Annotated in this window: 21 protein-coding genes; 16 read left to right on the top strand and 5 right to left on the bottom strand. The window is 43.0% G+C overall.

Annotation, left to right across the window (positions count from 1 at the left end):
* The first annotated feature begins 65 nt into the window (after positions 1-65).
* The 10 genes from gmk to BGP78_RS02755 all read left to right on the top strand — a co-directional run bounded on the left by gmk (position 66) and on the right by BGP78_RS02755 (position 12,706).
* Positions 66-689: a guanylate kinase gene (gene gmk / locus BGP78_RS02800; RefSeq protein ID WP_119859977.1), complete on the top strand. Its 624-nt coding sequence runs from the start codon at positions 66-68 to the stop codon at positions 687-689.
* A gap of 90 nt (positions 690-779) precedes the next feature.
* The gene (gene rpoZ / locus BGP78_RS02795) at positions 780-1,055 is read left to right on the top strand and encodes a DNA-directed RNA polymerase subunit omega (RefSeq protein WP_010364220.1); all 276 of its coding nucleotides are present in this window, start codon (positions 780-782) and stop codon (positions 1,053-1,055) included.
* Positions 1,056-1,259: 204 nt separating this feature from the next.
* Positions 1,260-3,362, top strand: coding sequence for a bifunctional GTP diphosphokinase/guanosine-3',5'-bis pyrophosphate 3'-pyrophosphohydrolase (gene spoT, locus BGP78_RS02790; protein WP_119859976.1), 2,103 nt, complete (start codon positions 1,260-1,262; stop codon positions 3,360-3,362).
* Between the two features lie 13 nt (positions 3,363-3,375).
* Positions 3,376-3,768: a RidA family protein gene (locus tag BGP78_RS02785; protein WP_119859975.1), complete on the top strand. Its 393-nt coding sequence runs from the start codon at positions 3,376-3,378 to the stop codon at positions 3,766-3,768.
* Positions 3,769-3,933: 165 nt separating this feature from the next.
* Positions 3,934-5,547: a DUF342 domain-containing protein gene (locus BGP78_RS02780; protein WP_119859974.1), complete on the top strand. Its 1,614-nt coding sequence runs from the start codon at positions 3,934-3,936 to the stop codon at positions 5,545-5,547.
* 522 nt (positions 5,548-6,069) lie between these two features.
* Positions 6,070-7,329, top strand: coding sequence for a hypothetical protein (locus tag BGP78_RS02775; protein ID WP_119859973.1), 1,260 nt, complete (start codon positions 6,070-6,072; stop codon positions 7,327-7,329).
* A gap of 52 nt (positions 7,330-7,381) precedes the next feature.
* The gene (locus BGP78_RS02770) at positions 7,382-8,284 is read left to right on the top strand and encodes a hypothetical protein (RefSeq protein WP_119859972.1); all 903 of its coding nucleotides are present in this window, start codon (positions 7,382-7,384) and stop codon (positions 8,282-8,284) included.
* The gene (locus BGP78_RS02765; protein ID WP_119859971.1) at positions 8,284-9,408 is read left to right on the top strand and encodes a hypothetical protein; all 1,125 of its coding nucleotides are present in this window, start codon (positions 8,284-8,286) and stop codon (positions 9,406-9,408) included. Before BGP78_RS02770 ends, BGP78_RS02765 begins: the two co-directional genes overlap by 1 nt.
* Positions 9,390-10,814 carry a hypothetical protein gene (locus BGP78_RS02760; protein WP_119859970.1) on the top strand — a complete coding sequence of 475 codons (1,425 nt, stop codon included), beginning with the start codon at positions 9,390-9,392 and terminating at the stop codon, positions 10,812-10,814. Before BGP78_RS02765 ends, BGP78_RS02760 begins: the two co-directional genes overlap by 19 nt.
* A gap of 23 nt (positions 10,815-10,837) precedes the next feature.
* Complete coding sequence (locus BGP78_RS02755; protein WP_119859969.1) at positions 10,838-12,706, top strand: hypothetical protein; 1,869 nt, start codon at positions 10,838-10,840, stop codon at positions 12,704-12,706.
* Positions 12,707-12,751: 45 nt separating this feature from the next.
* Here BGP78_RS02755 and asnA read toward each other — a convergent pair whose 3' ends face one another.
* Positions 12,752-13,750: an aspartate--ammonia ligase gene (asnA, locus tag BGP78_RS02750; protein WP_119859968.1), complete on the bottom strand. Its 999-nt coding sequence runs from the start codon at positions 13,748-13,750 to the stop codon at positions 12,752-12,754.
* A gap of 186 nt (positions 13,751-13,936) precedes the next feature.
* Here asnA and asnC point away from each other — a divergent pair, with 186 nt between their 5' ends.
* Genes asnC through recG form a run of 3 tightly spaced genes read left to right on the top strand, consistent with a single transcriptional unit; the run spans position 13,937 to position 17,242 of the window.
* Positions 13,937-14,395: a transcriptional regulator AsnC gene (gene asnC, locus BGP78_RS02745; protein WP_010366590.1), complete on the top strand. Its 459-nt coding sequence runs from the start codon at positions 13,937-13,939 to the stop codon at positions 14,393-14,395.
* 45 nt (positions 14,396-14,440) lie between these two features.
* On the top strand, positions 14,441-15,139 hold the full coding sequence (gene trmH, locus BGP78_RS02740; protein ID WP_119859967.1) for a tRNA (guanosine(18)-2'-O)-methyltransferase TrmH: 699 nt from the start codon (positions 14,441-14,443) through the stop codon (positions 15,137-15,139).
* Positions 15,140-15,154: 15 nt separating this feature from the next.
* Positions 15,155-17,242, top strand: coding sequence for an ATP-dependent DNA helicase RecG (gene recG / locus BGP78_RS02735; protein WP_119859966.1), 2,088 nt, complete (start codon positions 15,155-15,157; stop codon positions 17,240-17,242).
* Between the two features lie 82 nt (positions 17,243-17,324).
* On the opposite strand, the gene galE is transcribed toward recG, so the two are convergent.
* Positions 17,325-18,341: a UDP-glucose 4-epimerase GalE gene (gene galE, locus BGP78_RS02730; RefSeq protein WP_119859965.1), complete on the bottom strand. Its 1,017-nt coding sequence runs from the start codon at positions 18,339-18,341 to the stop codon at positions 17,325-17,327.
* Between the two features lie 74 nt (positions 18,342-18,415).
* Positions 18,416-19,279 carry a hypothetical protein gene (locus BGP78_RS02725; RefSeq protein ID WP_259386117.1) on the bottom strand — a complete coding sequence of 288 codons (864 nt, stop codon included), beginning with the start codon at positions 19,277-19,279 and terminating at the stop codon, positions 18,416-18,418.
* A 127-nt stretch (positions 19,280-19,406) separates the two neighbouring features.
* Between BGP78_RS02725 and BGP78_RS02720 the strand changes: the two genes are divergently transcribed.
* The 3 genes from BGP78_RS02720 (at position 19,407) to yjjG (ending at position 21,789) form a co-directional block, all read left to right on the top strand.
* On the top strand, positions 19,407-20,306 hold the full coding sequence (locus BGP78_RS02720; RefSeq protein ID WP_119859964.1) for a phosphoribulokinase: 900 nt from the start codon (positions 19,407-19,409) through the stop codon (positions 20,304-20,306).
* Between the two features lie 257 nt (positions 20,307-20,563).
* Positions 20,564-21,103, top strand: a complete 540-nt coding sequence (yjjX, locus tag BGP78_RS02715; RefSeq protein ID WP_119859963.1) for an inosine/xanthosine triphosphatase — start codon at positions 20,564-20,566, stop codon at positions 21,101-21,103.
* Between the two features lie 8 nt (positions 21,104-21,111).
* A complete protein-coding gene (gene yjjG / locus BGP78_RS02710) occupies positions 21,112-21,789 on the top strand; it encodes a pyrimidine 5'-nucleotidase (RefSeq protein ID WP_119859962.1) in 678 nt (225 codons plus the stop codon).
* 72 nt (positions 21,790-21,861) lie between these two features.
* Here the strand turns inward: yjjG and rlmB are convergent, their stop codons facing one another.
* Together rlmB and rnr are read right to left on the bottom strand one after the other, a co-directional pair.
* Positions 21,862-22,602 (bottom strand): 23S rRNA (guanosine(2251)-2'-O)-methyltransferase RlmB, encoded by a 741-nt coding sequence (gene rlmB, locus BGP78_RS02705; protein WP_119859961.1) that lies wholly within the window; start codon positions 22,600-22,602, stop codon positions 21,862-21,864.
* 5 nt (positions 22,603-22,607) lie between these two features.
* Positions 22,608-25,085 carry a ribonuclease R gene (rnr, locus tag BGP78_RS02700; protein ID WP_119859960.1) on the bottom strand — a complete coding sequence of 826 codons (2,478 nt, stop codon included), beginning with the start codon at positions 25,083-25,085 and terminating at the stop codon, positions 22,608-22,610.
* Positions 25,086-25,141: the final 56 nt, after the last annotated feature.

Raw genomic sequence — 25,141 nt, 5'->3', positions numbered from 1 at the left:
ATACGCGCTTACATTCATTTTCATCAGTAGGTAAGCACGCCTACTCTTTCATTTGGCGGTTTAGTATGACTGAAACAGCACGCGGTAATTTATTTATATTATCAGCACCTTCCGGTGCGGGTAAGTCTAGTCTCATCAATGCATTACTCAATATTCATGATGATATAAAAGTCTCCGTTTCTCATACCACCAGAAATCCTAGACCAGGCGAGCAAAATGCTGAGCATTATCACTTTGTCGATGTTGAGCAGTTTAAAAGCCTAATTGAAAAAAATGACTTTTTCGAGTGGGCACAAGTTTTTGATAACTATTACGGTACATCGAAAGCGGCTATTGAGAACCAACTAGCTCAAGGTATTGATGTATTTTTAGATATCGATTGGCAAGGTGCACAGCAAGTACGAAAACTTGTACCTGATGTTAAAACTATCTTTATTTTACCGCCATCTCGTGCTGAATTAGAGCAGCGTTTAAATAACCGAGGGCAAGACTCGCAAGAGGTGATTGCAGATAGAATGGCACAAGCCAAATCTGAAAGCTCACACTATGCTGAGTTTGACTATGTGCTGGTCAATGATGACTTTGATACCACGTTAAAACAGCTTGAGAGTATTGTACTTGCAGCTAGATTGGAACTCCGTGCACAGAAAGTACGTCATCATCCCCTCATTTGCGATCTTTTAAACTAAAATCGAGATAAATTTTAACCACCCACTTGGCGAAATGGCTCGTGTGCAGTAAACTAGCCTTTTGGAAATGAATAACTTTGGAGTGCTTCGATGGCTCGCGTAACTGTAGAAGATGCAGTAGATGCAATTGGTAACCGTTTTGATTTAATCTTGGTAGCAGCGCGTCGCGCTCGTCAAATCGCTGTAGGTGGTAAAGATCCTATGGTTGATCCTGAAAACGACAAACCAACGGTTATTGCTTTGCGTGAAATTGAAAAAGGCTTGGTAGACAGCTCATCTCTTGATCTAATCGATCGTGAAGAGCAACAAAACCAAGAAGCAGCTGAACTTGCAGCTGTAGCAGCAATTGTTGGCGGAAACAGCTAATAAACTGCAAATAAAATACGACAATGCCAGCACCTTTTGCTGGCATTGCTGTTTTTAACAGCGTTAAATTACGCATGTTACTTTGGATCCCTCATACTTTTATTTATGTAATCGCCATAAAGTCCCAACTAGCCGTTGGTTTATCTTGAAATTCATCGTATATTCGTAACATATCTATTACTTCACTGGAACATCGGAGTGTGAATGTACCTTTTTGAAGGCCTAAAAAAGAAAATCTCTGAGTACTTACCGCCTGCCGACGTTGAGCTAGTACAAAAAGCATATGTCGTTGCGCGCGAAGCTCATGAAGGACAGACGCGCTCAAGTGGCGAACCTTATATCACCCACCCTGTTGAAGTGACGCAGATATTAGCAGGTATGAAGCTTGACCATGAAACACTCATGGCAGCGCTAATGCACGACGTGATTGAAGACACTGACTTTAGCCAACAAGATTTAGCAGAGATCTTTGGTAGTACCGTTGCTGAACTGGTTGAAGGGGTTAGTAAGCTAGATAAATTAAGCTTTAAAGATAAAAAAGAATTCCAAGCTGAAAACTATCGAAAAATGATCATGGCGATGACACAAGATATTCGTGTGATCTTAATCAAGCTGGCAGATAGAACCCATAACATGCGAACACTGGGTGCGCTGCGCCCAGACAAACGACGCCGCATTGCCCGTGAGACACTAGAAATATTCGCACCGATCGCCAATCGTTTAGGTATTCACGATATAAAAAACGAATTAGAAGATTTGGGTTTTCAAGCACTCTACCCAATGCGACACCGCGCGCTAAAATCTGAAGTCGCCAAAGCCCGCGGCAACCGCAAAGAAGTGATCAGCAATATACAAACAGAAATTGAATCCCGCCTAAGGGAATCTGGCATAGAAGCCTCTGTCAGCGGACGCGAGAAGCACCTTTATAGTATTTACCGAAAAATGCTCAATAAAGAACTTTTATTCACAGAAGTCATGGATATTTATGCATTTCGGATCAATGTAAATAGCATGGATACGTGCTACCGCGTGCTTGGGGTCGCTCATAACCTTTATAAACCCATTGAAACACGCTTTAAAGACTATATTGCTGTGCCTAAGACGAATGGCTATCAATCGCTGCATACCTCATTAGTCGGCCCACACGGGATCCCCGTAGAGATCCAAATTCGTACACTCGATATGGATCAAATGGCTGATATGGGTGTTGCTGCGCATTGGATGTATAAGAAATCAGGTGACAGTGCAGGCAACACAGCACAACAACGAGCTCGTCAATGGATGCAAAGCTTGCTTGAGCTGCAACAAAGCGCAGGGTCTTCGTTTGAATTTGTAGAAAACGTTAAAACAGAACTGTTTCCAGAAGAGATTTATGTCTTCACGCCTGACGGCCGTATTGTTGAACTCCCAATGGGTGCAACCGCCGTCGACTTTGCCTATGCGGTTCATACTGATGTGGGTGATACCTGTGTCGGTGCGCGCGTTAACCGCAAGCCATATCCATTGAGCAAAGCACTCGATACAGGCCAAACAGTAGAAGTTATTACCAGCTCTGGCGCACATCCGAACGCGACATGGTTAAACTTCATCGTGACCGGTAAAGCACGTTTAGGCGTGCGAAACTACCTGAAGAGCCAACATCAAGAAGAAGCCATATTACTTGGTCGTCGACTTCTAGATTCCGCTCTCGGCGAACAAAAGCTCGATGATATAGCCACTGAACAAGTCGATTTAGTGCTCGAAGAACAGAACTTATCAACATTACTTGAATTACTTGTCGAGATCGGCAGCGGTAATATCATGAGCGTACTGGTGGCAAAACGACTATTACAAGCGGATGAAGGATTAGAAAACATAGCACAACAAGCCAAAGCTGCCATAATTGGTACAGAAGGCATGTTGGTTAATTACTCAAAATGCTGCCGACCTGTGCCTGGCGATGCAATCACAGCTTATGTGAGCCAAGGTAAAGGCCTAACTGTTCATCGTCAAGAGTGTAAAAACATTAAAGGTTGGCAGAATGAACGTTCAAAATATGTCATTGTAAAATGGGAAGATAACCCAGAAAAAGAATATATCGCCGCCTTACGAGTCGAAATTATTAATCACCAAGGTGCGCTCGCGAAACTTACTAACGTAGTTGCAACTACCAACGCGAATATTGTTGAAATTGCGACTGATGAAAAAGAAAGTAATTTATACATAATAGACTTAGGCGTTACAGTAAAAGATAGGGTGCATGTTGCCAACATCATGCGCCGCATCCGTGTTATGCCTGATGTACAACGTGTATACCGAAAAAAGTAGGACACTCAATAAAATGAATAAAGTTATTATCTCAACAGATCAAGCACCCGCTGCAATTGGTACGTACAACCAAGCAGTTAAAGTAGGCACCGCGGTGTATTTATCAGGCCAAATACCACTTGTACCTGAAACAATGGAAGTTATTTCAGAAGACTTTGCAGCACAAGCACAGCAAGTGTTTAAAAATCTCACCGCTGTGTGTGAAGCAGCAGGTGGCCAATTGCAAGATATGGTGAAAGTAAATATTTTCCTCACCGATTTAAGTAATTTTGCAACGGTAAACGACATTATGAGTCAGCACTTTGCCACTCCTTACCCTGCGAGAGCCGCAATTGGTGTCCGTGAGTTGCCAAAAGGCGTACAAATTGAAATTGATGGGATCATGGAATTACCCTCAACCAATTAATCGTTAGATTAACGAAAAGCCCACCTTTTGGTGGGTTTTTTATTGTTGGAACTTTGACCTTAAGCACTTGACTACATACTATTAATTAAGCACTCTGTGAATATCATGTGATTTGTTCAAAGTTTGAACGTATTGTCACAAAAATAATAGTAAAGGAAGATACTCGTGTTTAAATTGGCACATAATGGCAATATCCTTCTTAATGTTGCGGAGCTTAATCCGCCAAGCGCTGCTTTTATTGTAGAAGCACTCGAGCGCTCGCCTTATGCCGACTGTGAAATAAACCATGAATCAATCAAAGCACATTTTACCAACGACTTCCCTGAACAACAGCTTGTCGTAGCAAAACAGCACGATGCGACATTTACTGTTGAAGTATCAGAGGACCAAATGCAAGCCATTGGCAAGCTCACTTGCGCAAGAGGTGGCAAGGCAATCAGTATTGAAGATGCGAAAAAAGAAATTGTAAAAGCAGGTGTCAGTCGTGGTTACAAGCAGATATATCTCGAACAAGTCTTAAAAAAACAGCTTGAGCTTGAAGCTGGAACGGAAACCTCCGGTGTCGTAGCTCAGGGCCGCCCGCCAGTAGATGGGCAACCCGCTAAACTATTACAGCATGTGCAAACAGTTAAAGAGCGCCTGAAGCAACCCAAATTACGAGAAGATGGCACTGTGGATATGCGTGACTTTGGCGCTTTATCGAGTGTCGCACCAGGTACAGTGCTTATCACGCAACGCCCCGCGACACCTGGAAAAGAAGGCTTTACTGTCGTAGGTGATTCTCTTATTCCTATTCCCGGAGAATCATTCCAGCTGATTGCTGGAGAAGGCACGCAAATATCTCCTGCTAACCCGTTAGAATTAGTAGCAACCATCGCAGGCTGCCCATCGACTATTCAAAATGGCATGCGAGTAGATGATGTCTTTACCATAGGTGAAGTTAATGTACGCAGTGGCCATGTAGACTTTAACGGCAGTGTTATTGTAACGCACAGTGTGGCACCCGGCATGAAAGTAAAAGCCAAAGGCGATATAACCGTCATGGGCTCTGTCGAATCCGGAGAGTTAATTAGCGGGGGTAATATTGAAGTCAAGCAAGCAGTTATTGGACACTTAGATCATAAAAATAATGATGAAGGCCTCACTTGTCGTTTAGTTGCCGCGGGTGATATTCACCTTTCTCATGGCCAATACACTTACCTAGAAGCAAACAACGTGTTTATTGACCGACAAAGCAACCATTGTGATATAAAAGCAAATCAACTGATCCAAGTAGGCATTGATGAGCAACCCAAAGGCAAGCTTATTGGCGGAGAAATACTCGACGCACAAATGGTCATTGCAGGGGTAATAGGCAGTGATTCTGGCGCAAAAATGTGTATTTACCTTGCGCGTAGCGGCATGAAGATCACACAAGAATCAGACAGCTGTTTAAAAGCATTGAGTCAGACTGACGACCAACTAGGGACATTACAGCAAGCGATTGAAAAAGCAGATATGCTTAAAGACTTAGACAAGAAAAAGCAATTGATGGCAAAAATTGGCGCAACGCAGCAACACTACTGTCAACAAGCGGAAGAGTTAGAGCAACAACTCTCTCAACTAGAGCTAAACTTACATGACTTATTAGAACGCACTAAGCTCACCGCTAACCAAACATTAAATCCTGGGGTCGAAATTCATATTTTCGATCGTGTTTACAAAACTCAACGCAGTTACCCGCCCTGTCATGCAAGTTTACAAGATGGAAAAATAGAAATCGACTTCAAAACAAGCTAATTAATTTATCCAGCAAAGAAAATGTAAGGCATTGTCTATAGTGCCTTTATTTATTTTTACATATATTCACTTAACTGTTTAGTTAGAAAAAATGCGCTTTTATCTTCGATACAACTCAAACCAATATTCAAAAGAACCATCGGTAATACCACCCTACTCGAGAGAATAAAATATTTAAAAACAAAACATTAAAATGCATAGAGCAATCATTTACACACTGCGATTTATACATTACTCAGAAGCCAAATTGACATCTAGATAACACTCTCTCCCAACGACCCAAGTAAAATGTTAAATTTAAATTAACCACTTGTAATATACATGTGGTGCAGGTATGTTCAATTTCGCCAGAGCGGTTGTTACCAATTTAGCAGCATGAGTGACATTCTTGGCAACGCTTTTCGTACCGTAAAAACAATGAAATAGACCAAATTTAGTTAAGGGTGTATTTCATCGCTAATCGGTATTAATCGCGCTTGCAGTATAAGCGTTTAACTTATTACATAAGGACAATGTCAGATCATGAAAACTTTTTTACTTTCAAAAATAGCTGTATCCGTAATTGCATTATCAGCATTTTCAGCGAATGCAGCACCAATGGCTCATGAAGAAAAAGATATCACAAGCCATTTCAGCACCGATACTCAACTTAAATACAATCTGTATGCAGATAACCAAGATTCAAAACTTGTATGGTATGTGCCCAAGGAAGGCCAAATTGCCATAAATGGCGCAAGTACAGCGACCCCTAGACCTCGTTTTTCTGTGGTTTCTCGTATGAGCCCTTATGGTATTTGGGCTGGTCAAGAACAAGCTGTTATTGGTGGTGCATTTGATACGACGGGTAACCGTGGTGCATTACTAAAACTAGAGCAAGAAGCTCGTTCATTAGGCTGGAGAGTGTCTCCTGCACCAGCATCAAAATCTAAAACTCGCTTTATGTTAAGTGATATATACTTTACTGGGCAAGGTCGCGCACAAGTTCAATGTGAGAACAAAACAGGTGAGTTCAATGGTATTCCATTCACTATTCCTGAGTGTTCAGCGCTTAACGATGATGGTGAGTGGATAAAAACAGATGTAATCGCAAGCTTCCAAGCAACATCACCGTCAGGTAGAAGTTCAGTATCTACATATATTCCTTTTCAGGCAGTAACAACCCCAACTGTTACATATGAAATCCGTCAATTAATGGACTCGGGCTCTAACTGGGATGCGCATATTCAAGCAACCACTGAGTGGGAACTAACAACACACGCTAAAACACAAGTTGCCCGTATTAACATTGAATGGGCACGTGTATTTGAGCAAGCCAGCACGTACTTTGCTGTTCACTTTAATTCGTGTGTTGAAGCTGAAGTTCAAACATTCTTCCGCCGCTTACTAGACAACCAAAATGGCGAAAGTGGTATTACTATTCAGTACCGCCAACCTAATGGTACTTACTCAGATAACCCAACGAACATTGAACAATTTGATATGGCTGTACAATCACTGTATCAATCAGTTCGTGATGAGCTATTTGTTGAGCTACGTGACTTTGGACAATCTCAACTAGGTAATGTCAGCACTGAGCCAAGTGGTGCTGTATTTACGATGCGCGCAAACTATGAAAAGTTAATCTTCCGCCGTAATGAATCTCGTTACCTGACATGGAACCCAGGTTCAAAAATCAGCAATGCATTAACTAACATGACTATCCAATGTACAAAAGGTGGCTTCGGACTACCTGTATCTTGGGACATGGATGATGCTGCATGCCGTGACATCGTAGGTCAGTAAGACTGATATTACCGGCTTAATTTAGGTTAAGCCGGTATTCTAGGAGTGTATTATGAACATATTAACTAAACTATCTGCGGCTGCACTATTGGTGTCTAGTTTTACATCCTCAGCAGTCACGCTAGGTGATCTTGATTTCAGCAAGTTGCAAAATACCAATCAGGGCCTAGTGTTCGTTCCCGTTAAAAATACAACCATTAATTCTGGGGTATTTTGGTATACAGAATTAGCACAAACGGTATCCCCTATTATCAAGCTTAACCCTTATTTTAATAAAATAACGTTAAGAGCATTCCCAGAAGCACATCAAAACGGTGCTTACAATGGGTTTGTAAATACCGAAAATGCACGCGATCTCAGACAAAACTTATTGCCGAGCGATGCTCAGGTATGTGCACCCAATTCAGCACTTATCGCCAAACTTTCTGAACTTGAAATTAGCTATGAATTTACACCACGCGTTGGCAGCTACCCAGGTCTATGCTGGTTAGACATAAAATACTTTACCGGTGATCAAGCACCTAGAGAGCAGGAGTTACTCAGCTTTTTAAATAATAATCAAGCAATTGAGCATTATTACCAAATAGGTGGCAGTGCAAAACCAGCTGTATATATTGATACACCACAGATTATTGCTGATTTAGTCGCCGAGGGATTACTCACACAACAACCCTCTAAGGTTGATCATCTAACCAACGAATATACAGGGAACTTCTACTCTGTGGCATTTGCATCCAGCCACTTACCAGCCACTTACTTTAGAAGCGATTACACAAATCAGTCTCAACTTACTGCAACTGACTGGACCAAGTTCATGGAGTTAGTTTCTATAGACTTAGACGGCTCACTGTCTCTGCCAGAAAGCGCAGCTGCGACTGTCGTTGAAATTGAACCTGCTATTCCAGGTACAGCTTTAATTGAAGTAGACACAAGAGCTACACATACAGGTCTATAATGTCTATTCGAATATTATTAACGCTTGTGCTGTTGTATTGCACTCGCGTTTTTTCTGAAACAGGTGCCGTTCAAGAGTGTATAGGTTGCCATACTGAACAACGGCATGAACCGATAGCAAGATTTAGCAACGGATTTGGACAGTGGTCTGACTTGCAATGTGTTGGATGCCACACAGAAATTGATGAAGTCAGTCAGACGTTTACTTCTGGAGTACATGACTCTAGATATTTAAGCCTACCTGTTACCGACAAACGATTGAAGTCAATGAAGAAGTACCCCCTCCCCTATCTAAAAGCCCCGCTGAATATTAGCAAGGAACCGCAACGCTTAAATCAAATCGGATTAATCCGTTTTCTACGTCGCCCACCAGGGCACTGTAAAGCACCGAATAGCTGTGCACCGCCGATGATGATGGTCTATCCAGAAATTTCACTTAGTGATCTAGCGCCATTAAAATTGAACCTCAGTAAAGAGCCTATATCTTCTAAACTAATTGATATAAAAGCAGGTGAAGCATTATTCACACAACGTTGTAGTACCTGTCACAGTAATGACAAAGCTCCATATGATGACGTTGCTTTATCATTATTTTCCCATAAGAACATTGCCTCTTTTCATGTAAAGAAGCCACAAGAAGTCAATGAAAAAGTATTGGACCTGACTCTTAGTTCTCTCGAAGCAACACAGTTGCAGGCTTACTTTATGCGTCAACGAAATCAACGAGAACAACAGCTAGAGCGCGCTATACCTCTCATTCAAAAGGACTGGCAGGCCATTGCAAAAAAAACGGTCAGTTATCGAGAAAGAATCTACCTTTGGAATGACTTTTGGCGTGATGGTGGGTGCGTGCACTGCCATGGTATTGAAGGAAGAGCAAAAAATAAGTTTGATGTCTCACATGCTGGTTTAACAAAATACTTGAGTAAATACAAAGGCCAGCAGATCTATACTCGCTTAAAAATAAAACATTTAGAAACTAAATTTGGTGTCAGTGCAGGCACACCGGGAATGCCAATGACAGGCTCCCCTATGCCAACGCCACTCATTCAACTCATAGGAAGTTGGCTAAAAAGTGGGTGCCAAAACATACAAGGAACTCAGTTATGTCCAGAAAAACCTTAATATGCATACTGTGCATTTTTTACAGCATCGTATTTAGTAATACAGTGCTATCAACTCCCGTCAACCCACAAGTCAAAGACATTGCGGGGCACTTCTCGGTTGACATACAAACGCAATTCTCTTTATTTGCTGACTCCCGTGACCGTCGGCTTGTTTGGTATATACCTAAGTCAGCAACAATCAAAAATAATGGTGGTCGCCCTGCACTCAATGTCACTTCAGATATCATTACCAGCGGACCTTTTAAAGACTTAACATCCATTAATTTTGCCGGTACTTTTACTACAATGAGCTCAATATCAGGCTACACGCGCTTAAAATTTGAAGCGTCTGCAAAAGGCTTTTATGTTCGCCCAGCCATCGCCACATCTGCAAATACACAAGTGCTTCTTTCTGGGTTTATGCTCGATAATAATGGTGATCTCAATGTGGAATGCAGCGAGGTTACATGGAATACACCTTCGGGGCCTGTCGTGATCCCAGTCTGTAAAGCACAAGACAGCCATGGACAATGGCATGAAATTGACTTTGTTAGCCAGTTTAATAGCACGCTTGCACAGCATGGTAGTGTCATACAATCACTGCCATTTTCTGGCACAACCCTACCTGGCTGGGAATTTTATATTAGTTCACTACTGCAAACGGGTTCTAACTGGGATGGGATATTACAAATGGCCATTGACTGGGAGCTCCCGACTCATACGACCGTAACAGATGCTAAATATGCAGTTAATTGGCGTACTCTCACCAATTATATTCGCTCACAAATTCGTGCTTATCGCTGGCGTTTAACCTTACCACAAGTACTCAACATCCTAAAAAATGCCGTACGTTATAGAAAAGGGATCTATACCTCTTATAACAACAATGGCCAATGGAGCAGCGTTCCTGCTTCTGATTTTCAAAAGTACTGGATAGAAAATAGAATCATACACAAATTACGCCGTCATTTATTCGTGGCAATAACCCCTCGTCATTTAACCTATAAAGAAAAAATGAAAATATTTGATGTGCCCAGAGACATTTATTTACCCACTCAAGTCGAATTCAATAGTAAATGGGGCCACGAAGCGACACGAGACTTTCGCAGCATTGAAGACAGATATACAGAAATGGACGCTCGCATGAAGCTTATTTGCCCTGAGCCACGCGTAGGTGGAAAAGTACTACCTGAGTGTAATTACGAACCAACACCTAGACCAATTATCACTCCTCCCATTTTTAATGGCGCTTATTATATACTAAAGAGTAATTACTTTTGGTTGATGCAAAATGTAACTTCTCATTTTACATTGAGTCATACTGACATTGAACATGTATCCGCAACAACCTTGTTAGGCATTGATTGCATCATGGGTGATATTGATATGCCACTTATTTATCTCAATGACCCTGCCTGTAATTAAAACTCAATCATTAAGGAAAAATGATGAAAAATAGAGTGCGCTGTTTATTATCTATACCAGTTACGCTGTGTCTGGGTTGCGGAGGAGGGAGTAGCTCAAATCAACCGACTCCTACCACGCCACCACAAAACAACACTTATACGCTCAATATTGCCGTATCTGGAAGTGAAGGTGTATTTGACGTTAAATGGTTTGAAAAAGAATATCAAGTGACGCATGGCGATACGTTAACAGCCTCGTCAACACAATATCAACCTCCGATACTGTTGAATAAACCTGACAATACTCACTGTGATATGACTCATACTCAAGATTCTAATTCACGTTATTCTTGGGCATTTGAGTGCAGCAAGCAATATGTATGGACATTAAACGTTATTTTAAACAACCTCGAAGACGCCATCACATTTGACTGGCTTAATGAAGAGCGCACACTCAATCAGTCCACAACACTCACTGGCACAAGTACTGAATTTAGCGCGCCCAAAAATATTCAACTCACTAATAACCAATGCACAACCTCTACCAATCTTATCAGTGAGTTAAAATACAATTTCATTGTTGATTGCCCTAGTCATTCTCCGACATTAACGATAGATCAAAGGCTACCTTACCCTGTGACTATTAAGCTCGGTAATGAGGAATTCACTGTGCAAAATACCGGAGGATATGCACTGCCCAATCTCAATCATATTGATGATGTGCAACTAAGTCATATCGCTGGGCCTGCTCACTGTGATATTGATACAGTCGGCAACTCACTTAATCTAACATTGGTCTGTGATGAGTTCTCATTAGTTAACCACCAAAACTCTATTCAGCTCATAAGTAACAGCACAGAGACGCAGCACCTCCAAGCCACGACTGGCGTGAATTCTCAAGTATTCTATACCGACCATTCACTCTTCATTTTGTCTGATACAACACTATATGAAGTAATATTAGACAACGGCAAAGTCACTGAATTAACCCCCAAATTAGCAGACATCATTGCTATTAAAACCCACCAAGGTGTATTACACGCACTTAAAGATGATGGTTTGTATCAATATCAACAAGCTGCGTGGTCTAAGCTGCAACCTTTTACCACTCCTCTGCTCCCTATGCTGCATGACTCTGGCGAACTACTCTCTGTTGTTAGTGAAGTACAATCTGGACAATATGCAGTGTTTCAACGCAAAAATAACCGCCCCTCAGGTGCCGTCCCATTACCTGAGACACTGTCTAAGCACACAGGCTTGGGCACCATTTATGCACAAGATATCGCTCTATTAACGTTTTGGGATCAACAAAACCGATTAGGATATCTACCAAACTTTATAACAACATTGCCAGTTGTAGACTACCTCGCGGTGGATACGCCAGTGACTGCATGGCAGCAAACAGCGCAAAGCCAAAGACTGGTCGCTATTTTAGATGGCCAACTTAAACTCTTTAAGGAAATAACAGCAGGAAACATGGGCTGGGAAAGTCAGTTTAATACCTCTGCTGACGCTCTGTTTAGTTTAGGTCGCTCGTTGTGGCTGGGTACACAGCATCAATCTAATATCATTGAAATAAGTGAGGTATTACTCGACGGTAGCGCATTAACCGATTTAATAGCACTAAGCGGTGTTACTCATCCATTTTACGCACGACCAATACTATCTACTGATGAGCAGATGATCTCTTTGTTACCTATTCAAGAAAAGTTTGGTTGGATACTACTTTGGCAACCTAATCAAGCTCACTCAGCTGACGGTACTATTTGGTTAAGTAATGGTATTGAACTTGTAAAAGTAAATACTAACCAACCTCTGACAGCTCTTGAGAGTTTAACTGTAAAAGCGATTGGTGATAGCATCGCAGTCATAGCTGAAGAGAACGGTGTACTTAGACTTGTCAAAAAATAACTGAGTGTGCGCTGTTAAGTATTATTAACAGCGCACGCTATTCTTTTACTTCAAGAGTCCATCTACTTCATCAATAATGCTTTTCGGCCACACTCCCACTTGCACTTGCGCAATATGTTGCTTTTGTAATAACAGCATCACTAAACGAGACTGACCAATGCCGCCACCTATTGTTTGCGGCATGTCACCTGCAAGTAATTGCTGATGCCAATCATGCTCTAAGCGTGCGCTGTCATCGGTTATTTTTAATTGGCGCTGCAATGCCTCAGGGCATACGCGAATACCCATCGAGGAAATCTCGAAAGCATCTTCCAAAACAGGGTTCCATACCAAAATATCTCCATTTAACCCCTTGTATTGATCACAGGTTGGCGTCGACCAATCATCGTAATCTGGCGCACGAACATCATGAATTTTTCCATCACCTAGCTCACCACCAATGCCAATTAAAAATACCGCGCCATACTCCTGAGCAATGGCTTTTTCTCGCTGTTTGGCAGTAAAATCAGGGTACATCTGACGTAATTCTTCACTGTGAATAAACGTGATCGATTCAGGTAAAAACGGCGTCAATCCAAACTCACTCGCAACGCCCTGCTCTGTATGTTTAATAGCTTGATATAACTGCCTCACCGTTTGCTTTAAACCCGCTAGAGAGCGCTCAGCTTGAGTACAAATTACTTTTTCCCAATCCCATTGGTCAACATAAACAGAGTGAATCGGGGACAGACTATCTTCATCTGGACGCAATGCTTTCATATGCGTGTATAAACCTTCACCAACAGTAAAGTCATAATCAGCCAGTGTTTTACGTTTCCACTTAGCCAATGAATGCACCACTTCAAACTCAGCACCTGCAATCGCTTTGACCTTTACTGACACCGCTTTTTCAGTGCCACTTAAATTGTCTTGGATACCGTCGCCCACTTTTGCCAAAATCGGCGCTTGTACTTCCATCAGTCCCAAGCGCTGCTCTAGTTGTTCTGAAAATAGGCGTTTAACGCTGCTAATTTGTTGCTGTGTCTGTTGATAAGTTGCTTTCATAATCGGACCTCGTTCCCAATGTAAACCTGTTGAATTTTATTGCCTTGCGCTTCAAGGCTTAAACTCATCGTCAACAAAAACAAACAATAAATCAATATGCATCAACAAAAATAACAAAAGGCTATATTTTTATCTAAAAAAAGACGGTATATTTTAACGAATCAATAAAACATCATGGAAAACACCTTGGATAATTATCAAATCGATAATCTCGATAAATCCATTTTGAATGCCTTAATGGAAAATGCCAGAGCCCCCTATGCAGAATTGGCCAAACGCTTCAATGTCAGTGCAGGAACTATTCATGTACGTGTCGAAAAAATGAAACAAGCTGGGATCATGCAAGGCACTCGTGTCACCATTGATGCGAAAAAATTAGGCTATGATGTATGCTGCTTTATTGGGGTTAACTTAAAACATGCCCGAGATTACCCCGACACCATTGCACAACTAGAAAACTTTGAAGAAGTAGTTGAAGCCTACTACACCACGGGGAACTACAGTATTTTTATCAAAGTAATGACCCGTTCAATCGAGCACTTACAAGATGTATTGATCAATAAAATTCAAACAATTGAGGCCATTCAATCCACCGAAACATTGATCTCATTGCAAAATCCTATCGCCCGTGAAGTTACCCCATAATTTCGGTATAATCGGCAAAATTTTGATTCTGTGAGCAGTATAACGATGGACAATAAACGCTACCATCGCGTGAAGCGCGTCTTAGATAGGCGACAAACTGATTTAACCGTCTGTTTAGATGAGGTACATAAACATCATAACCTATCAGCAATCGTGCGCACTGCTGATGCAGTCGGGTGTCACCATGTTCATGCTGTTTGGCCACAAGAGCAACGTCGCTTAACCAACAATACCTCTGGTGGCAGTAAAAACTGGGTAGAAACCCATATGCACGATGACATTCATGATGCCGTCGGCGCCATTAGAGCACAAAACCCAGACATTCAAATACTGGCTACTAACCTCAGCGACAGTGCGGTCGATTTCAGGGAAATTGATTACACCAAGCCTACCGCAATTATCGTCGGTCAAGAGCGTACGGGTATATCAGATGATGCTTTGGCACATGCCGATCAACATATCGTGATCCCGATGGAAGGCATGGTGCAATCGTTAAATGTATCGGTGGCTGCTGCACTCATTTTATATGAAGCACAAAGACAACGAGAAGCCGCTGGCTGTTATCAACGTAATGATATGCTTGATGAAAGCATTAAACATCGCTTATTGTTTGAAGGCTGTCACCCAATTATCGCAGAGCGCTGTGTGGAAAAAGGTTTACCTTACCCTGAGCTAGATGACGATGGCGAAATTGTCGCAGATGAGATCTTTTGGAACACGCTTAAGTTTAGCACCCCCAAATAAAGAACAAGGAAAAGTATGTCGAGCCCTACTCTATCAAGTTACCCAATCACTGAGTTAAAAGGTGTCGGCCCTAAAGTGGCTGAAAAACTGGCTAAGTTAGGTATTCGTAGTGTCCAAGACATGCTTTTTCATTTACCGCTACGCTACGAAGACCGTGCCAGAACCTACTCAATCGCACAATTGAGTGCCCATAGCCATGTGAGCATCGAAGCGGAAATAGAACATGCACAAATTACCATTGGCAAACGTCGCATGTTGGTTTGCCAAGTCAATGATGGTACGGGTCGTTTAACGCTGCGGTTTTTTAACTTTAACGCCGCACAAAAAAATGCCATGGCGACGGGAAAAATCATTCGGTGTTTTGGTGAAGTACGCAGGGGCCGCACAGGCTTTGAAATGGCACACCCTGAATACAGTATTAGAGAGTGTCAAAGTGAACCATTAGACCCAGAACTAAGCACCTTAACAGCGGTTTACCCGACCACTGAAGGGTTGAAGCAACTCAGTATTCGCTCTATCGCTAATAAAGCTCTGGCCCTATTAGAAAAGTATCAAATAGAAGAGTACTTACCCAGTCAATATCGCCCCTCACAGCTGAGTGTCACTGAGGCGGTACTTCTGCTACATAGGCCGCCGCAAGACATTAACCTCACCGAACTTGAACTAGGGCAACATCCTGCCCAGCAGCGTCTAGCATTTGAAGAGTTGCTGGCACAAAACCTCAGTTTGTTACAGTTAAGGCAAAAAGGCCAAGCCGTTAAAGCAGTGCCTTTACCACCAACGAATACATTCGAACCCCTATTTTTAGCTGAGTTGCCTTTTTCACCTACCAATGCACAAAGCCGTGTTGTGGCAGAAATTAAACAAGATTTACAACAGCCATTTCCGATGATGCGACTCGTGCAAGGCGATGTTGGTTCTGGTAAAACCTTGGTTGCAGCACTCGCAGCACTCACCGCGATTGCCAAAGGGTATCAAGTGGCCTTAATGGCCCCCACCGAGATACTGTCAGAGCAACATGGTATTAACTTTACCGCCTGGTTTACTCAACTTGGTATTGAAGTGGTTTGGCTCGGCGGTAAAACCAAGGGTAAAGAGCGTGAAAGAGTACTTGAGCAAATTAGTTCTGGTAAAGCGCAAATGGTCATTGGTACCCATGCATTATTTCAAGAACAAGTGCAATTTTATAACCTTGCATTGATCATCATTGATGAACAACATCGTTTTGGTGTTCATCAACGACTCTCATTACGAGAGAAAGGGAAATTTAATGACTGTTACCCCCACCAGCTGGTCATGACTGCGACGCCAATTCCTCGTACCTTGGCAATGACCGCGTATGCCGACTTAGAAACCTCAGTTATTGATGAACTGCCCCCAGGGCGAACCCCTATCATGACGGTCGCAGTGCCTGATACACGCCGAGAGCAAGTCATCGAGCGTGTTAAAAAAGCCTGTGTAGACGATAACCGCCAAGTATATTGGGTCTGCACACTCATTGATGAATCAGAAGCATTACAATGCCAAGCTGCTGAAGATACCGCACAACAGCTCACTGAGTTATTGCCTGAACTCAAAATTGCCTTAGTGCACGGCAGAATGAAAGCCAAAGAAAAACAAGAGATCATGGCAGCCTTTAAACGCGGTGACACACACGTTTTAGTGGCGACCACGGTTATAGAGGTCGGTGTAGATGTCCCAAACGCCAGCCTAATTATAATCGAAAACCCAGAAAGGCTAGGGTTAGCACAGTTGCACCAATTACGTGGTCGAGTTGGCCGAGGGGCCATCGCATCCCACTGCCTACTTTTGTATCATGCTCCTTTGTCTGTCACGGCACAAAAGCGCTTAGGCGTGTTACGTGATAGTAATGACGGGTTTGTTATTGCTGAGCGTGATTTAGAAATTCGCGGCCCAGGAGAAGTACTTGGGACTAAACAAACTGGCCTTGCTGAATTTAAAATTGCCGATTTAAACCGCGACAAAGCCTTGTTGAATCAGGTACGCCCACTGGCATTTACGCTGATGAAAAGCCACCCTGATATGATTGAGCCCTTAGTCAGACGTTGGCTTGGTGCCAAATCTGAACTGGCCATGGCATAACCACGTTACTTAAAATGAAACCATCAAAAATGAAAGCCCCAACATGGGGCTTTGTTTGAACTGTCTACCTACAAAAATACGCTTATGCGCTATAGCCTTGTGGATTGCCACTTTGCCAGCGCCAAGTATCTTGCATCATCACGTCAATACCACGCTCAGCTTGCCAGTTAAGTTCTTTACGAGCCTTCTCTGGTGCTGCATAGCATGCCGCGATATCACCTTCTCTGCGCGGTGAAATCGTATAAGGCACCGCTTTATCTGACGCGGTTTCAAATGCCTGCACCATTTGTAACACGGAATAGCCATTGCCAGTGCCTAAATTATAAATATGCACGCCACTATGACGGCTTATGTGTGTCAGCGCTTTTAAATGCCCTAAAGCCAAATCAACTACGTGAATGTAATCGCGCACGCCCGTGCCATCCACCGTGTCATAGTCGTTGCCAAACACCCCTAAGCTTTCTAGCTTACCTACGGCAACTTGTGCAATATACGGCAGCAAATTATTTGGGATCCCATTCGGGTCTTCACCAATGCGTCCAGATTCATGTGCCCCAACGGGGTTAAAGTAACGCAATATAGCAAAGGCCCAGCGCGGGTCTGACTTCGCTACATCTTGTAAAACCATTTCAACCATTAATTTAGACGTACCATAGGGGTTAGTCGTGCCCCCCACGGGGAAATCTTCGCGAATTGGTAAACTCGCAGGATCGCCATATACCGTTGCCGACGAACTAAACACCAACTTAAATACGCCAGCATCACGCATCGCATTTAGTAACGTTAATGTGCCCTGTACGTTGGTTTGATAATACTCAACAGGCTTACGAACAGACTCACCTACCGCCTTTAAACCTGCAAAATGAATAACCTGATCAATCGTATGCTGTTGAAAAACGTTATCTAGAAAGGCTTTATCTAAAATATCGCCTTGATGAAATACCACGTCTTTACCCGTAATATCTTTAACGCGGGTGAGCGACTCTGAAGATGAATTACACAGGTTATCTACCACCACAACCTGCTCACCTTCATTCAAAAGCTCTAAAACAGTATGTGATCCAATATATCCTGCACCACCTGTCACTAAAATAGCCATACCTTGCCTTATCTTTATCATTCATGATACTTGCTGCGTATTTTAGACAACAAGCCAGCTTTTTTCAGCAATAATTAACGCGTACTGCAAACAAATGCCAACTTCCCTGCATGGTAACTCAGCCGCGATATCTGTGTGTTGCAATATTGGGTTAAATTCATCCACTGTGATACCGCTTTAGGAGAAGTGATAGAACGCGTATAAATACGATTATTCACCGCGTAGGCAACGGTGTCATCATCTAACCAGGTGTAATCTCGCACAGGTTTTGGTAACACAAACTGTGATGTCACCAATTCTGTTTTTGGTGAATAAGTTGCCAGCCATAGCTGATTGTTTTTATTGTAAGTAAATGAATAAACCTGCTTGGCTTTATTAAACGCTAAGCTTCTATCAATGTCTTTGGCAACTAACTTAGGTAAATGGCCATTGGTATCTGTGAAGTGCAGTTCATGTGGCGTGCCCAACACAAATAACATCACATCTTGCTGTTCACCCCACACGTGATAACCCACAGGATCTATATGTGCCAATAAAGGCGCTGCTTTGCGAGTGCTATCAAATGGATAAAACCAAAGCCGCTGCTTACCTGTACTTTCAACCACAATGGTTGATAGGCCGTCATCGTGAGGGTATAAAGTCGGTGAATATTCCGAGACGGGGGAATTGGTCAGGTTACGCGTTTGCTGCGTGGTAAAGTCATAGAAAAACAAATCTGTTTGACTGCCCTCTTGAGTGCTTAACTCTTTGGTAAAATACACGCCGCCATCGGTTGTAAGTGGCTGATTATGGTAACTATCATCCGATGTAATGGCTTTCACTTTAACACCTTGCGGCGTTTTTTCAGCCACAAACAATTGACTACTTGGCATGGCTGAAATGGCATGAATACTGGTAAATGTACACCACAGCGTGCTGATAAAAACTAGAACCTTCATAATATTCCCTGTCTTTTTTTGCCTATGATAACCACTTGCTAAACAAAGCACAAAGCTTGCTATCTTGCCGGCATCAGGTAACATCAATTTCACAAACGTTCCCAATTACTGAGATCATGAGGCGAATATGTCGCAAAAACATCCGATAATAGCCATTACAGGTAGCTCTGGTGCAGGAACAACGACCACCACCAATGCTATCAAACATATCTTTCGTAGTCTTGACGCCAATGCTGCATTGATTGAAGGGGACAGCTTTCATCGTTATACCCGCCCAGAAATGGATAAGCTCAAACGTGAAGCATTACAAGAAGGCAAACACATCAGCTACTTTGGCAAAGAAGCCAATGACTTTTGTGCGCTAGAGGAGCTCTTTGACAATTATGGTCAGCTCGGTGAAGGCCGTGTTCGCCGGTATTTGCATACTTTTGATGATGCCGTTCCGTATAATCAGCTACCCGGCACATTTACTCCCTACCAGCAGCTTGATAAAAATACCGATGTGCTTTTTTATGAGGGCCTTCATGGAGGGGTAGTAACACAAGAGCATGACGTTGCTAAACACGTCGATTTACTTATCGGTATGGTGCCAATTATCAATCTTGAATGGATCCAAAAAATGATCCGTGACACCAACGAACGCGGTCATTCACGCGAAGCCGTGATGAGCTCGATTGTACGCAGTATGGATGATTACATTACCCACATCACCCCCCAATTCTCACGTACCCATATCAACTTTCAACGAGTGCCGACAGTCGACACGTCAAACCCATTTAGCGCTAAAGATATTCCCTCTTTAGATGAAAGCTTTGTGGTGATCCGCTTTCGCGGTATCGACGACGTTAACTTCCCCTATTACCTGCAAATGATAGAAGGCAGCTTTATGTCAAGAATGAATACCCTTGTCGTACCGGGTGGGAAAATGGGCTTAGCAATGGAGCTGGTATTAACCCCGCTTATCAAAGATCTATTACTCAAAAAACGCGCTTTAGAAAGCATGATGCAGGTCGACTTACCTATTTAACCTCAGCTCTGGATAAGCGAATTTGCCCAATAAAGCTATTTTTCTCACTCTCGGCGTTGCTTTCATTTGTAATAGCCCGCTATTACTGCATAAAATCGCCTTGATATTGAGCAAAATATCATCATTGGATTGTAGTTAAGTTTGTTTTCAAAACACTTTCTATTCCAAAACCCTTATCCAAACCGGAGGTTATTTAACTTGCGGGCAAATAACACCAAGCTTACACTGTTTGCTCTTTTGTACAGCACGAGATTTCAATGACACAGTTAAGCATCTTAGTCGGCTCGCAAAACCCAATAAAAATAAATGCTGCAAAGCAGGTTTTTAGCAATTACTTTCCTGATAAGACTATCCATTGCGAAGGGCTGCATGCGCCTTCTTTGGTGCCTGAGCAACCTTTAGGGGAAGAACAAACACGACTTGGCGCACAAAATAGAGTCGAGTATTTAATGCAACACCACAACGCAGACTATTATTGTGCAATGGAGGGCGGCGCGCATCAGTTTAGCTATGGCCCAGCAACATTTGCCTATGTCGTAATAGCAAATTCACAACACACCAGTGTAAACCGCAGCAGTAACCTGCCGCTCCCTCAAGTTATTTTCGATGCACTGATCGCAGGAGAGGAGCTTGGGCCGGTAATGGACAAAACTTTTAACACCACCAACATAAAGCAAAAAGGCGGTGCGATTGGTTTACTTACCAACAACTTAGCAACCAGAGAAAGCACCTACACACAAGCCTTGACCCTTGCTATGGCACCTTTCATTCATGCAGAACTGTTCAACAATCAATAAAGGGTACTATGAAATACACACATATTTTATTTGATGCCGATGAAACCCTGTTTAGCTTTAATGCATGCGCGGGGTTGCAAGTCATGTTCGCACAATATGGGGTCACATTTACTGCTGAGCACTTTACAGAGTATCAACAGGTCAACGCCCCACTGTGGCTAGATTATCAGGCAGGCCTTATCGATGCTAAAACATTACAAGTTACCCGCTTTTCATCGTGGGCCAACAAGCTTAATGTACCTGCGGAGCAACTCAACGAAGGGTTTTTAACGGCAATGGCTGCAATTTGTGAACCTTTACCCGGTGCACGCGAATTATTAACCCAGTTACAGGGTAAAGCCAAGCTGGGGATCATTACCAATGGGTTTGCCGCATTGCAGCAACGCAGGTTAGATCACACCGGCCTTACAGCACACTTTGAGCATTTGGTTATCTCTGAGCTGGTCGGCATTGCCAAGCCCGATCCCAAAATTTTCCAACACACTTTATCGCTGTTTGGTGAGCCAGATAAATCTAAAGTACTGATGGTCGGTGATACCCCAAGTAGCGACATTTTGGGCGCTAATCTGTTTGGTATTGACAGCTGCTGGTTGCAGCACCAGAATCAATCATGTCCAGTTGATATAAAGCCTACTTATACTGTGCGCTCATTGACTGAATTAGCCCGTTTGCTGGCTGAGGAATAGTTAGGTAACAAAAGAGAAGGAAGACGATGAGGTTAGAGTGTTCTCTAACCTCGGTATGACAACATCGATGAGTTATACCGCGTTACGTTGACGCAACACTTCAAACAAACACACTCCAGTTGCCACTGACACGTTCAAACTTGACACCGTGCCAACCATAGGAATTTTCACTAAAATATCGCAATGTTCACGGGTTAAACGGCGCATGCCATCTCCTTCCGCCCCCATGATGATTGCAATTGGACCCGTTAAGCTTGCATCAAACACATGAGTGTCTGTTTCACCCGCCGTACCAGCAACCCAAACTCCCGCCTCTTTAATATCACGCAGAGTACGAGCAAGGTTGGTAACTTGGATCAACGGTACTGTTTCTGCTGCCCCACAGGCAACTTTACGAGCCGTACCGGTTAATTTAGCTGACTTGTCTTTTGGTACGATCACACCATGGACACCCGCAGCATCAGCACTACGTAAACAAGCACCTAGGTTATGCGGATCAGTGACGCCATCTAATACTAAAAAGAAGGGGTTTTCTTCTCTGGCAATGATGTCATCTAAATCACGTTCGCTGTAAGTACGCGCCGCTTTCACATTGGCAATAATACCTTGATGTTGCTCGCCTTTTGATTTGTTATCTAATGCTTTACGCTGCATAAACTGCACCGAAATGCCAAATCTACGTGCTTCATTAATGATTGGATTTAAGCGTTTATCTTCACGCCCTTTTAATACGTAGATCTCTAAAAAGCGCTCAGGCTCTTTGTTTAAAATGGCTTCAATAGAATGAAAACCATAAATTAATTCATTACTCACTGCGTTTATGCTCCAGTGCTTTTACGTTTACGGGCGTTTTTACCAGGGCGCTTTGCTTTGGCTTTTTTGGCTTTAGGTTTTGCTTTGCCTTTAGTCACTTCAGCACTCGACGATTTCGCTTTTTTCAGCTTACCTTTCGGCGTGGTCTTTTTACCCTTACTCGGCTTTTTAGACGGCTTACTCTGCTCATCTTGCTGGTCTTTGCTGGGGATTTTACCTGCTTTTAGCTGTGAACGCACACTACTTGGCGCATGTTGTTTTGATTTAGTCTGTGGTTTTGCACGTCGACGTGCGTATCTATCAGGTACCGCCTCTCCCGCCAATACCAAGTTAACTCGACGCTCGTCTAAGCTCACAGACGCAACGGTCACAGTAAGCTTATCACCCAAACGGTAAACGGAGTGGGAGTGCTCACCAATGAGGGTATGCTTGGCCCCATCATATTGGTAGTACTCTTGCCCCAAGTTAGAAACATGAATTAAGCCATCAATTTGCAAGTCATCTAAGCGAACAAATAACCCAAAGTTGGTCACTGACGACACCACACCAGAGAATTCATCGCCTACATGATCTTGCATGTATTCACATTTGAGCCAGTCAGCCACTTCTCGGGTTGCATCATCAGCACGACGTTCAGTGGTCGAGCATTGCTCGCCTAACCTATCAACTTCATCATTTTCGTAAACATAGGCACCCGATGTTTGCTGGCCTTGGCTTGCTAATATGCCTTTAATCGCTCGATGAACCACTAAATCAGGGTAACGGCGGATAGGCGATGTAAAATGCGCATATGCAGACAACGCTAATCCATAGTGTCCAATGTTATCAGCCTGATATACGGCTTGCTTCATAGAGCGTAATAACATGGTCTGGATCAATTCTTTTTCTGGGCGATCTCCCAATTGTGCCAGTGCCGCCGTTAATTCTTTTGGCTCAGGGTCGTTAGGCAATAAACTTTCAATGCCTAAGTCATTTAAAAATTGTCTAAAGTGACTGAGTTTTTCTTGATCCGGCTCATCATGAATACGATATAGCGCGGGTGCTTCATGTTTTTCTAATAACTTAGCCGCTGACACATTGGCTAAAATCATACATTCTTCAATCAACTTATGCGCATCATTACGCACTAAGGGCACGATAGATTCAATTTTACGATGAGCGTTAAACACAAAGCGTGTTTCAACGGTTTCAAACTCTATGGCACCTCGTGTCTGACGTGCCGACTTCAATGCCATATACATTTGCTGTAAATCAATCAAATGCGGCACAACCGCGGCATATTGTTCGCGCAGTATTTCATCACCTTGCAAAATCGCATGTACTTTGGTGTAAGTGAGGCGTGCATGTGAGTTCATGATCGCTTCGCAAAAACGATAACCAGATAACTTACCCGCTTCAGAGACTGTCATCTCTGCCACCATACACAAGCGATCAACTTCTGGATTCAGTGAACACAATCCATTCGACAATACTTTAGGAAGCATCGGGATCACTTGCTCTGGAAAATACACTGAGTTACCGCGTTCAATGGCTTCTTTATCCAGTGCACTGCCTTTTGGTACATAATGAGACACATCGGCAATGGCGACCCATAGACGCCATCCACCCGACTTTTTACGTTCGCAATAAACGGCATCATCAAAGTCGCGGGCATCTTCACCATCAATGGTGACTAACGGCAGCTCGCGCAAATCAACCCGCCCGGCTTTATCTGCTTCTTCAACAAACTCACCATGTTTCGCTACTTGCTCTAACACCGCTTCTGGCCATACATGCGGAATGTCGTGATTACGCAACGCCACTTCAATTTCCATTCCTGGCGCCATGTGGTCGCCGAGCACTTCAAGTACTTTACCCACTGCATTCATTTGTCGGCTTGGACTTTGTGTGATCTCAACCTGCACCATTTGATTATGACGCGCCCCATTTTCGCTACCAGGCAATATAATAATGTCTTGGGTAAGACGCGGATCTTCTGGCACCACAACGGCCGTACCATGCTCAACGAAATAGCGCCCAACAATTGGTGCACGCTCACCCGCGAGTACTTTTATAATGCGCGCTTCTACTTTACCGCCAGAACCACGGCTTGCTGCTTTGGCTAAAACAATGTCACCGTGCAAAACCATATTCATTTGATGTTTTGCAACAAACCAGTCTTTAGGTTCGCCTTCCACCACCAAAAATCCAAAGCCATCACGATGCCCGATCACTCGACCTTTAACCAATCCATCATCGGTTGGGATCACATAACGTTTGAACTTATTGAAATGTAATTGACCGTCACGTTCCATGGCGCGCAAACGACGCTTAAAGGCTATTTGCCGCTCTGATTCGAATACATTCAAATCACTACAGAGGTGACTAAAGGTGGCCGCTTTTGCTGACACTTTTTTAATGTGCTCTAAAATAAATTCACGGCTGGGAACTGGGTTTTCGTATTTATCTTGCTCTCGGCTAAGGTAAGGATCCTGTTTTGACATTCACTATCTTGTTAATGGAGTTATGTCGTTATTTTAACCCAAAATCGAACAATGAG

The sequence above is a fragment of the Pseudoalteromonas sp. MSK9-3 genome (assembly GCF_003590335.1).
Classification (GTDB): domain Bacteria; phylum Pseudomonadota; class Gammaproteobacteria; order Enterobacterales; family Alteromonadaceae; genus Pseudoalteromonas.
The sequence above is the reverse complement of the archived record's forward strand: the minus strand, read 5'-3'. Positions and strand labels throughout refer to the sequence as shown.

What these genes read in the sequence shown, in the direction of transcription:
- gmk (WP_119859977.1), top strand. Translation starts at nt 66, where the DNA reads ATGACTGAAACAGCACGCGGTAATTTATTTATATTATCAGCACCTTCC.
- rpoZ (WP_010364220.1), top strand. Translation starts at nt 780, where the DNA reads ATGGCTCGCGTAACTGTAGAAGATGCAGTAGATGCAATTGGTAACCGT.
- spoT (WP_119859976.1), top strand. Translation starts at nt 1,260, where the DNA reads ATGTACCTTTTTGAAGGCCTAAAAAAGAAAATCTCTGAGTACTTACCG.
- BGP78_RS02785 (WP_119859975.1), top strand. Translation starts at nt 3,376, where the DNA reads ATGAATAAAGTTATTATCTCAACAGATCAAGCACCCGCTGCAATTGGT.
- BGP78_RS02775 (WP_119859973.1), top strand. Translation starts at nt 6,070, where the DNA reads ATGAAAACTTTTTTACTTTCAAAAATAGCTGTATCCGTAATTGCATTA.
- BGP78_RS02770 (WP_119859972.1), top strand. Translation starts at nt 7,382, where the DNA reads ATGAACATATTAACTAAACTATCTGCGGCTGCACTATTGGTGTCTAGT.
- BGP78_RS02765 (WP_119859971.1), top strand. Translation starts at nt 8,284, where the DNA reads ATGTCTATTCGAATATTATTAACGCTTGTGCTGTTGTATTGCACTCGC.
- BGP78_RS02760 (WP_119859970.1), top strand. Translation starts at nt 9,390, where the DNA reads ATGTCCAGAAAAACCTTAATATGCATACTGTGCATTTTTTACAGCATC.
- BGP78_RS02755 (WP_119859969.1), top strand. Translation starts at nt 10,838, where the DNA reads ATGAAAAATAGAGTGCGCTGTTTATTATCTATACCAGTTACGCTGTGT.
- asnA (WP_119859968.1), bottom strand. Translation starts at nt 13,750, where the DNA reads ATGAAAGCAACTTATCAACAGACACAGCAACAAATTAGCAGCGTTAAA.
- trmH (WP_119859967.1), top strand. Translation starts at nt 14,441, where the DNA reads ATGGACAATAAACGCTACCATCGCGTGAAGCGCGTCTTAGATAGGCGA.
- recG (WP_119859966.1), top strand. Translation starts at nt 15,155, where the DNA reads ATGTCGAGCCCTACTCTATCAAGTTACCCAATCACTGAGTTAAAAGGT.
- galE (WP_119859965.1), bottom strand. Translation starts at nt 18,341, where the DNA reads ATGGCTATTTTAGTGACAGGTGGTGCAGGATATATTGGATCACATACT.
- BGP78_RS02725 (WP_259386117.1), bottom strand. Translation starts at nt 19,279, where the DNA reads ATGAAGGTTCTAGTTTTTATCAGCACGCTGTGGTGTACATTTACCAGT.
- BGP78_RS02720 (WP_119859964.1), top strand. Translation starts at nt 19,407, where the DNA reads ATGTCGCAAAAACATCCGATAATAGCCATTACAGGTAGCTCTGGTGCA.
- yjjX (WP_119859963.1), top strand. Translation starts at nt 20,564, where the DNA reads ATGACACAGTTAAGCATCTTAGTCGGCTCGCAAAACCCAATAAAAATA.
- yjjG (WP_119859962.1), top strand. Translation starts at nt 21,112, where the DNA reads ATGAAATACACACATATTTTATTTGATGCCGATGAAACCCTGTTTAGC.
- rnr (WP_119859960.1), bottom strand. Translation starts at nt 25,085, where the DNA reads ATGTCAAAACAGGATCCTTACCTTAGCCGAGAGCAAGATAAATACGAA.